Source organism: Streptomyces sp. NPDC055078, from assembly GCF_053607985.1.
The window spans coordinates 22,605-30,734 of the sequence record NZ_JBSGUP010000027.1 but is presented as its reverse complement, the minus strand read 5'-3'; the positions used below and the strand labels follow the sequence as shown (position 1 = coordinate 30,734).

Below are 8,130 nucleotides of genomic sequence, written 5' to 3'. Positions count from 1 at the left end.
CTCTCGGCCCCGTCCCCACCGCCGGTTTCCGCCTCACGCCGGGCGCGTGAACGCGTCCCGCACCTTCCGCGCCGCCCGCGCGATGTCCGCCATCGCGTCGTCGTCGGCCATCAGCAGATGCTGCCGCACCCACACCGTCGCCTCGGCCTCCGCCTCCGCCACCGGGCACGGCCGGGCGTACTCGGCGAGCGACGGCTCCACCGACAGCGAGCGGTAGCCGGCGTCGAGCGGGATGCCCTCCGCCGCCATCCCGGCGATGAAGTCGCCCTTCGTACGGCCCCCGAACGCCTCCGCGTCGTACCGCAGCAGCGCCAGGTGCCAGGTGTGCCGCTCGGTGTCCGGGGGCGCCGGGCGCACCGACAGGCCCTCGACGTCCGCCAGCGCGTCCGCGAGCACCGCAGCGGAGCGCGTCCGCCGGTCGATCTGCGCGGGCAACCGCGCGAGCTGCGGCCGGAGTACGGCCGCCTGGAAGCCGGTCATCCGCAGGTTCCAGCCCAGCGAGGGGTGCTCGTACCAGCCGCCGTCCAGCTTCCGCCCGACGTTGTGCAGGGACCACAGCCGCTCGTACGTCCCTCGGTCGGCGGTGACGATGACGCCGCCTTCCCCCGCCGTCATGGCCTTGCTCGCCTGGAAGCTGAAGCAGCCCGCGTCGCCCAGGGTCCCCGCCGCCCGCCCGCCGCGCACCGCGCCGTGCGCCTGGGCCGCGTCCTCCACGACCGGCACCCCGGGCGTGCCGGCGTCGGCCACCGCCCCCGAGATATGGACCGTCATGACGGCCCTCGTCCGCGGTCCGACGAGGGCGGCGACCGCCTCGGGATCGACGAGGAGCGTGTCGGGGTGTACATCCGCGGGCACCGGCCGGGCACCCGCCAGTACCGCCGCGGAGGCGCTGGCGACGAAGGTGTACGCCGGGACGATCACCTCGTCGCCGGGCTCGACGCCCACCGCGCGCAGGGCGAGGAACAGCCCCACGGTGTTGTTGACGGTGCACACCCCGTACGGCACGCCCACCGTCTTCGCGAACGCGGCGGCGAAGTCCTCGACCTCCGGCCCGTCGGTCGCGCCCCACCGGCCGCTGTCGAGCACGGCCAGCAGCGCCGCGCGCTGCTCGTCGGTGGCGGGCGGCGGCCACTCGGGCCAGGGTGCGGTGCGTACAGGTGACGACATCACAAGAGCCCCTTCATGGTTCCGTGGAGGATCTGCGCACGCTCCGCCCCGGAAAGCTCCGCCAGCATCACGCGGCCGAGCCCGACCCGCAGGTCGAGGAAGACGGCGTCCGAGCCGAACGCGATCCGCTCGGCGCCCACCTCCCGCACCAGCCGGACGAGGTGCCGCGCCGTCATCCGCGAACCGCAGGTCTCCAGCACGAGGTTCGGGGCCACCGCCGCCGCGCGCGCCGCCGCGGCGAACCCCTCGGGCCACAGCCCGGCGTGCCCCATGAGGACGGGCAGCGCCGGGTAGCGCGGGCCGACCGAGGCGAAGCGCGCGGGGTCGGACCAGGGCGAGCCGTACTGACCGTGGGAGAGCACGGGCACGCCGCGCTCCGCCGCGATCTCGAAGGCTTCGGTGTACGCGGGCGAGTCCAGCTCGGCTTCGTGGACGTCCGGGTGGAGCTTGACACCGGCCATGCCGGGCACGTCCAGCAGGTCGCGCAGCCGGGCGCCGGCTTCCGGGTCGTGCGGCTGGTAGACGGCGTAGCCGAGGAGGCGCCCCGGGTGCCGGGCCAGTTCGGCCACGAGCAGCGCGTTGCCGGTGCGGGCGTCGGGGCCGACGGCCAGCAGGTGGGAGACGCACGCCTGGGCGACGCCGCAGCGGTCCATCACGGCGAGCAGGCTCGCCGCGGAGCCGTCGGGGATCGCGAAGTTGAACCAGCGGCCCAGGTGCGCGTGTGCGTCGATGACATTCATCCGGCCTCCCCCCGTCCGGCCCCGCGCCGTCCCGCTTCCCGGCCTCCGGCCTCCGGGCCCCCGGCTTCCCGGTCCCCGGCCTCCCGTCGCGCCTCCCGCAGAAGCCGGTCGGCGTTGCCCGCGGCGATCCGTGCGACGTCCGCCTCCGGCAGGTCGAGGTGGTCGAGCTGGAAGCGCGGCCCGGCGTCGTCGGTCAGGGGCGAGCCGGTGCCGAACAGCACGCGGTGCGGCCCGAAGTGCTCGGCGACCCACTCGACCTGGCGGTGGCCGCAGAGCGTGGCGGTGTCGACGTGCAGGTGCTCGCAGCGGCTCAGGAGATCGGCCAGTTCGCGCAGGCCGCGGTACCCGGTGCTGGTGAGGACGACCGGCGGCATGCCCGTACGGCGGGAGAGGTGGCGCCGGCCGGCGGCGTCGAGCTGGTCCCAGTCGATCAGGGTCACGGTGCGCCGCTCACCCAGCAGCCGGAGCAGCCGGGCGCCGTCGCTGTCGCTGTCGCTGTCGCCGTAGCCGTCGCCCTCGCTGCCGCCGTCGCCGAGCGAGAAGCGGTGCGCCGCCGGGTAGAGCCGTACCACCGGCACCGGCGGCGGTTCCCCCGTGCCGAGCGGGCCGGGGATCACCACCGGCACGGCCGGCAGCCGGGGGTCCTCCCCGACCGGCGGCACGGTCAGCGGGTCGCCGTAGACCGCGTGTGAGTGCACCACCCACGCCTCGTCGATGCGCAGCCTGTCCAGCTCCGCGCGCATCCCGTCCGCGTCGCGCCCGGGTACGTCGTCGTGCGGTACGGGCCCGAGGATCCGGTTCACGTCGACGACCCTCACGACTTCAGCCCCGTCGTCGCGATGCTGTCCGTCAGATACCGCTGGAGCAGCCCGAAGACGAGCAGGCACGGTACGACGGTGATGGTCGCCCCCGCCATGACCTGGTTGATCGTCACGTTCTCGCCGTCGAGCGTGGCCAGCCCCACGGTCAGCGTGTGCATGTCCCCGGACTGGGCGATGACCAGGGGCCACAGGAAGTCGTTCCAGTGCCACAGGAAGACGAACACGCCGAGCGTCGCCATGATCGGCCGGATCAGCGGGAGGACGATCGTGAGATAGATCCGCCACTCCGATGCGCCGTCGATCTTCGCGGCCTCGAACAGCTCGTCCGGCAGCTGCATGATGAACTGCCGCATCAGGAAGACGGCCTGGGAGTTGGCGAGGGTGGGGACGATCATCCCCCAGTACGTGTCCACCCCGCCCAGCTCGGAGATGAGGATGTAGTACGGGATGAGCGTGGCCTGGAACGGCACCATCAGGGTCGCCAGGAACGACCAGAACATGATCTCCCGGCCGGGGAAGCGCTTCTTGGCGAAGGCGTAGCCGGCCATGGAGGCGAACAGCAGGATGAACACGACGGAGACCACGGAGTAGATCGTCGAGTTCAGCGCCCAGCGCAGGATGTCGGAACTGCCGAGCACCTCGTCGAAGTTCGCCAGGGTGGCCCGGGTGACGTCGAACGCCCCCGGCAGGGTCCTGCCGCTGTGCGGGGCGAAGGCGACCAGCACCATCACGGCGAACGGCGCGACGGTGACGAACGCCACCAGCACCAGCAGCGTCGGCAGCCCGAGCCGCGCCGGGCCCCGGTCCGGCCGCGCCGGCCTCGGCGCCCGGCCCCCGCCCCTGTCCTTGCCCCCGCCCCTGTCCTTGCCGCCGCCGTCGTCGGCGTTCTTGTCCGGGGGGACGTTGTCGCGGGTGAGCAGAGCCATCAGTCGTCCCTCCCGATCAACCACCGCTGGATCAGCGAGAAGACCAGTACGACCACGAAGAGCACGAGTCCCAGTGCGCTGGCGTAGCCGAAGTCGAAGTATTTGAAGCCGGTGTCGTAGAGGAAGTAGACGAGGCTGTAGCTGGAGCGGACCGGTCCGCCGGCCGTCATGACGTACATCTGGTCGAAGACCTGGAACGCCTGGATGGCCTCGATGACCAGCACGAAGAACAGCACCGGCCGCAGCATCGGCAGGGTGATGTGACGGAAGCGCTGCCAGCCGCCGGCGCCGTCGATCGTCGCGGCCTCCGTGACGGCCTTCGGTATCGACTGTAGGCCGGCGAGCAGGATGAGCATCGAGTAGCCGAAGCCCTTCCACGCCGATGTCGCCGCGATCGAGGGCAGTACGAGCGAGTCGCTGCCGAGGAAGTCGACGGAGCCGAAGGACAGGGCGCCGAGGGCGGAGTTGAGCAGGCCGTCCTCGACCTCGTAGATCCACTTCCAGACGACGGCGGCCAGCACGATGCTGGTGACGTACGGCAGGAAGAACACCCCGCGGAAGAAACCGCGCAGCCAGATCGTGCGGTGCAGCAGCATGGCGGTGCCGAGGGCGATGCCGACCGTCAGCGGGACGTAGACGGCGGTGTACAGGGCGGTGACGCCGAGGCTCTCCCAGAACAGATCGTCGTCGATCAGCCGGGAGTAGTTCTCGGCCCCGATGAACTCCCATGCACCGCTGAGCCGGTAGTCGGTCAGCGAGAGAAACCCCGCCCCGAGCACCGGGCCGAAGCGGAACATCGTGAACAGAAGGAGCATCGGGGCCACGAACAGCAGCCCCGCGCGTGCGTCGTGCCGGCGCAGCGGCGCGGTCTTCCGCATCCCGCGGCTACCGCTGCCTGGCCAGCAGGGCGTCGGCCTGCTCGGCCGCCGCGTCGAGGGCGTCCTTGGGAGACTTCTTGCCGGTGATCGCCGCCTGGATCTCCGGGGCGAGGATGCCCATGAGCTGGCGGGAGACGGGGTTGGACTCACCGGGGACGACGACGGACAGGGCGTCCCGTAGCTGTTTGGCGTACGGGCTGGCGGAGGGCACGGTGACGTCCGTACGCGGCGAGAGGAAGCCGGTCTTCTTGTTGAGGCTGATGATCTGGTCCGGCTGGGTCATGAACTCGATGAACTGCTCCGCGCCCTTGATGTTGCCCTTGGCGTTGATGCCGAGGGCGCCGGGGACGCCGAAGGCGACCTGCTTCTCGCCGGTGAGCGGGGCGCCGACGAGGACGTTCTCCTTGCCCCACGCCTTCTCCGCGACGCCGAAGTCGATGCCGGAGTTGGTGAAGCCCATCGCGACCTGCTGTTTGCCGAGCGCCTGGTCGGCCACGACGTTGGTGTTCGTCAGCGTGGACTTGGGGACGGCGCCCTGCTGGTAGAGGTCGGTGAGGAAGGTCAGGGCCTCGACGCCCTTGCCGTCGTTGAACGCGGCACTCTTGCCGTCCTCGCTGAAGATCTTGCCACCGGCCTGCCAGAGCAGCGGGTAGAAGTTCAGGTTCAGGGTGGCCTCGTTGCTGGCGGAGTAGTCCAGCGTGGCCAGGCCCTCCGCCTTCAGCTTCGGCGCGGCGGCCTTGATGTCGTCCCAGGTGGCCGGAGGTTTCTCGATGCCGGCCCGGTCGAGGAGCTTCTTGTTGTAGAGCGTCGTCGTGACGGTGTGGTAGATCGGGGCCGCGTACGCCTTGCCGCCGTGGGTGAGGGAGGTGAGGGCGCTCGGCAGGAACGTGTCCGCGTGTGCCTTGATCGCGTCGTCCACGGGGGCGAGGGCGTCGTTCGCGAGGTACTGGGGTATCTGGTCGGGCTGCAGGACCACGACGTCGGGGCCCTTGCCGCCGCTGAAGGCGGTGGCGAGTTTCTCGTCGCGGTTGTCCCAGGGCTGCTGCTCGATGGAGAGCCGCGCGTCCGGGTACTTCTTCTCGTACGCCTTCTCCAGGCCCTCCCAGTAGTCCGTGTTGGCTTTGGGATCGCCGATCACCGGGTACATCCAGACGGTCACTTCCTCCGAGACCGAGCCGGACCCGCCGTCGGAGCCGCCGCAGGCGGCGGTGAGGGCGGTGAGGCTGAGCAGGGCGAGGGGGATGCGGATGCGCTTGAGCGTTGAGTTCATCAGGGCCTCCGGGGGCCTCGGAGTGCAGTGGAGCCCGTGCAGTTTCGGCCTTGACCGAAAGTAGCCAGGTGCTTTGGGACTGTCAATGGCTTCGCGGCGAGCGGGGATTGAGGCCGGCCGGAATCAGCCGCCCTCGTCGCCGGGGACGCGGTCACGCGGGTCGACGCGGTACAACTCGGCGCCGCGGCTGAAGTAGAGCCGGCCGTCGGGGTGGGCGATCAGCCGCCGGTGCGCATGCTCGATGACCAGCACCGGAGGCTTCCGCGACCAGGGATCGACGCGGTAGACGCGGTTGCCGTCGATGCTCGCGTACAGATACCGGCCTATCACGGCGAGATCGCCGCCGCCCCGGCCGGTGCCCACCGTGAAGCGCCGGACGACCTTACGTGCGTACGGGCTGACCGCGAAGACCGTATTTCCGGCGATGCCCCAGAGCTTGCGGTCAGGGCCGATGGCCACGGCGGTGACCGTGGCCGCCCCGGGCACCGGGACCAGCTCCCAGAGCTTGCGCCTTCCGCGGACGTGCCAGGCGAAGACGGCGCCCGACTCGCGCGTCGGCGGGGTGGTGCCGAGGCCGCCGGTGATCGAACAGCCGCCGTAGACCACGCCGCCCGCGGTGGCGAGGGCGAAGACCGACTCGTCCCGCACGACGTGCCGGGTGACCTCCAGTTCGCCGGTGCCCGGGTCGTACACGGCGAGCGCCCCGCCGAGCCGGTCGCCGTCCGGGACGGTGCCCATGACGATCTTCCCGCGCACCTCCACCAGGGCCTTGGCCCGCATCTGGACGTGCTCCTTGAGCGTGTGGGCCCGCTCGGGATTGTCCGGGGTGCCGTCCGGCCCCGGGGAGTACTCGGGGGAACTCCACGGCTTCCCCGGCGCGTAGCGGTAGAGGCGGGCCTCCGGGTACGTGCCGATCCACAGGGCGCCGTCGCCGCCCCGCAGCAGGGACTCGATCTGCGAGAAGCGGTGGAACTCCGGCTTGCCGGTGCGGGTGTCGACCGAGGCGAGACCGCCGTTGAGGAACCCGCCCGCGTAGACCGTGCCGGGGCCGCCGGCGCCGAGGGCGAGGATCTCGATCGGCTCGTCGCGGCGGACGTGCGACTCGACGGTGGCGTACGCGCCGGTCCGCGGGTTATAGCGGAACATCGCGCCGCGCCACAGCGTGCCGACGACACTGGGCCCCGGGTAGTCGGGCAGGCCCAGCCCGGCCCAGCCGATGGAACGGGCGTTCTGCACCCGGCCGGTGAAGGTGAGGCCGGTGCCGGTGAGCTGCCGGGTGACGGGGTCGTAGCGGCGCAGCTCGCTCCGCTGGATCAGGTAGACGGCGCCGTCCGCGTCCGGCGGGGAGATGTTGAGGCCGTGCGCGTCGGGGATCTCGTCGGTCCAGGCGCGGGCGGCGAGGTCGTGGACGAACATCGGGCCGGGGAAGGCGCTGCCCATACGGGCGTAGAGGCGGCCGTCGTGGATGTCGAGGTCGTACACCACCTGGCCGTCGACGGACGGCAGTCCCGGCGGCTTGGGCAGCTCGGTGAAGGTGCGGGTGGCGGGGTCGAACTCGGCGATACGGGCCTGGGCGTACGCGCCGCTGTAGACCTTGCCGCCGGCGCAGGCGAGGCTCTTGATGTACGTCTGGCCGGCGATCGGGCGGCCGAAGTCCTCGACGGCACCGGTGTCCGGATCGAGGCGGAAGAGGTGGCCGTTCGGCGACCCACCGCCCCACACCTTGCCGTCGGCGTCGACGGCGAGCCGCCAGATGAACGTCTCGCCGGGGACGGGCACGCCGAGATCCTCGGCGGCGTTGCCGCCGCGCCAGCGGTAGAGTCGGCCGCCGCTGCCGTACGAGCCCACGTACACGGCTCCGTCGGGGGCGGCGGCCACGGTCCAGGCGCCCTGGGCACCGGGGAGGGGAGCGGAGACGAGGACGTCGCCGGTGGCGGGGTCGATGGCGTTGAGGTGGGCGGGCGCGCCCGTGGACACGTTCCAGCAGGCCGGGCGGCCGTCCGGGCCCGGCGCCACGGTACCGCCGATGAGGAGCACGTCCTTGAGGGGGATACCGAGGGAGTGGGGGCCGGGCGCCTCCGCGCCGGCCGGGGCCCCCGCCAGTGCGGGGGCGGCGGAAAGGGCGGTGGCGGACAGGGCTGCGGTCGTACTCACCAGAAAAGCTCGGCGCGTCGACATGGTGTGGGACACCTCCGGTTCCGGGCTGGAGATACGGCACCTGGGTTACGGCACCTGAGTTGCCGCACCTGAGTTGCGGCACCTGAGTTACGGCACTAGCCGAAAGTGATATGCCGTGCACTAAAGAGTCGTCAAGACTCTGTTCAGGGC

The 8,130-nt window shown here is 71.6% G+C and carries 7 protein-coding genes; all 7 read right to left on the bottom strand.

What is annotated here, in order from left to right:
* Positions 1 to 33: 33 nt before the first annotated feature.
* The 7 genes from ACWF94_RS04500 to ACWF94_RS04470 all read right to left on the bottom strand — a co-directional run bounded on the left by ACWF94_RS04500 (position 34) and on the right by ACWF94_RS04470 (position 7,980).
* A complete protein-coding gene (locus ACWF94_RS04500) occupies positions 34 to 1,167 on the bottom strand; it encodes a DegT/DnrJ/EryC1/StrS family aminotransferase (RefSeq protein WP_453484595.1) in 1,134 nt (377 codons plus the stop codon).
* Positions 1,167 to 1,907 (bottom strand): amidohydrolase family protein, encoded by a 741-nt coding sequence (locus ACWF94_RS04495; RefSeq protein WP_453484593.1) that lies wholly within the window; start codon positions 1,905 to 1,907, stop codon positions 1,167 to 1,169. The genes ACWF94_RS04500 and ACWF94_RS04495 overlap by 1 nt, the downstream gene beginning before the upstream one ends.
* Entirely contained in the window at positions 1,904 to 2,710 is an 807-nt protein-coding gene (locus ACWF94_RS04490; protein ID WP_453484591.1) for an amidohydrolase family protein, read from the bottom strand. The genes ACWF94_RS04495 and ACWF94_RS04490 overlap by 4 nt, the downstream gene beginning before the upstream one ends.
* An 11-nt stretch (positions 2,711 to 2,721) precedes the next feature.
* Positions 2,722 to 3,654, bottom strand: a complete 933-nt coding sequence (locus tag ACWF94_RS04485) for a carbohydrate ABC transporter permease (protein WP_453484589.1) — start codon at positions 3,652 to 3,654, stop codon at positions 2,722 to 2,724.
* Positions 3,654 to 4,532 carry a carbohydrate ABC transporter permease gene (locus ACWF94_RS04480; RefSeq protein ID WP_453484588.1) on the bottom strand — a complete coding sequence of 293 codons (879 nt, stop codon included), beginning with the start codon at positions 4,530 to 4,532 and terminating at the stop codon, positions 3,654 to 3,656. Before ACWF94_RS04480 ends, ACWF94_RS04485 begins: the two co-directional genes overlap by 1 nt.
* A 7-nt stretch (positions 4,533 to 4,539) precedes the next feature.
* Entirely contained in the window at positions 4,540 to 5,802 is a 1,263-nt protein-coding gene (locus ACWF94_RS04475; protein ID WP_453484586.1) for an ABC transporter substrate-binding protein, read from the bottom strand.
* 123 nt (positions 5,803 to 5,925) lie between these two features.
* A complete protein-coding gene (locus ACWF94_RS04470; RefSeq protein ID WP_453484584.1) occupies positions 5,926 to 7,980 on the bottom strand; it encodes a hypothetical protein in 2,055 nt (684 codons plus the stop codon).
* Between the last annotated feature and the right edge of the window lie 150 nt (positions 7,981 to 8,130).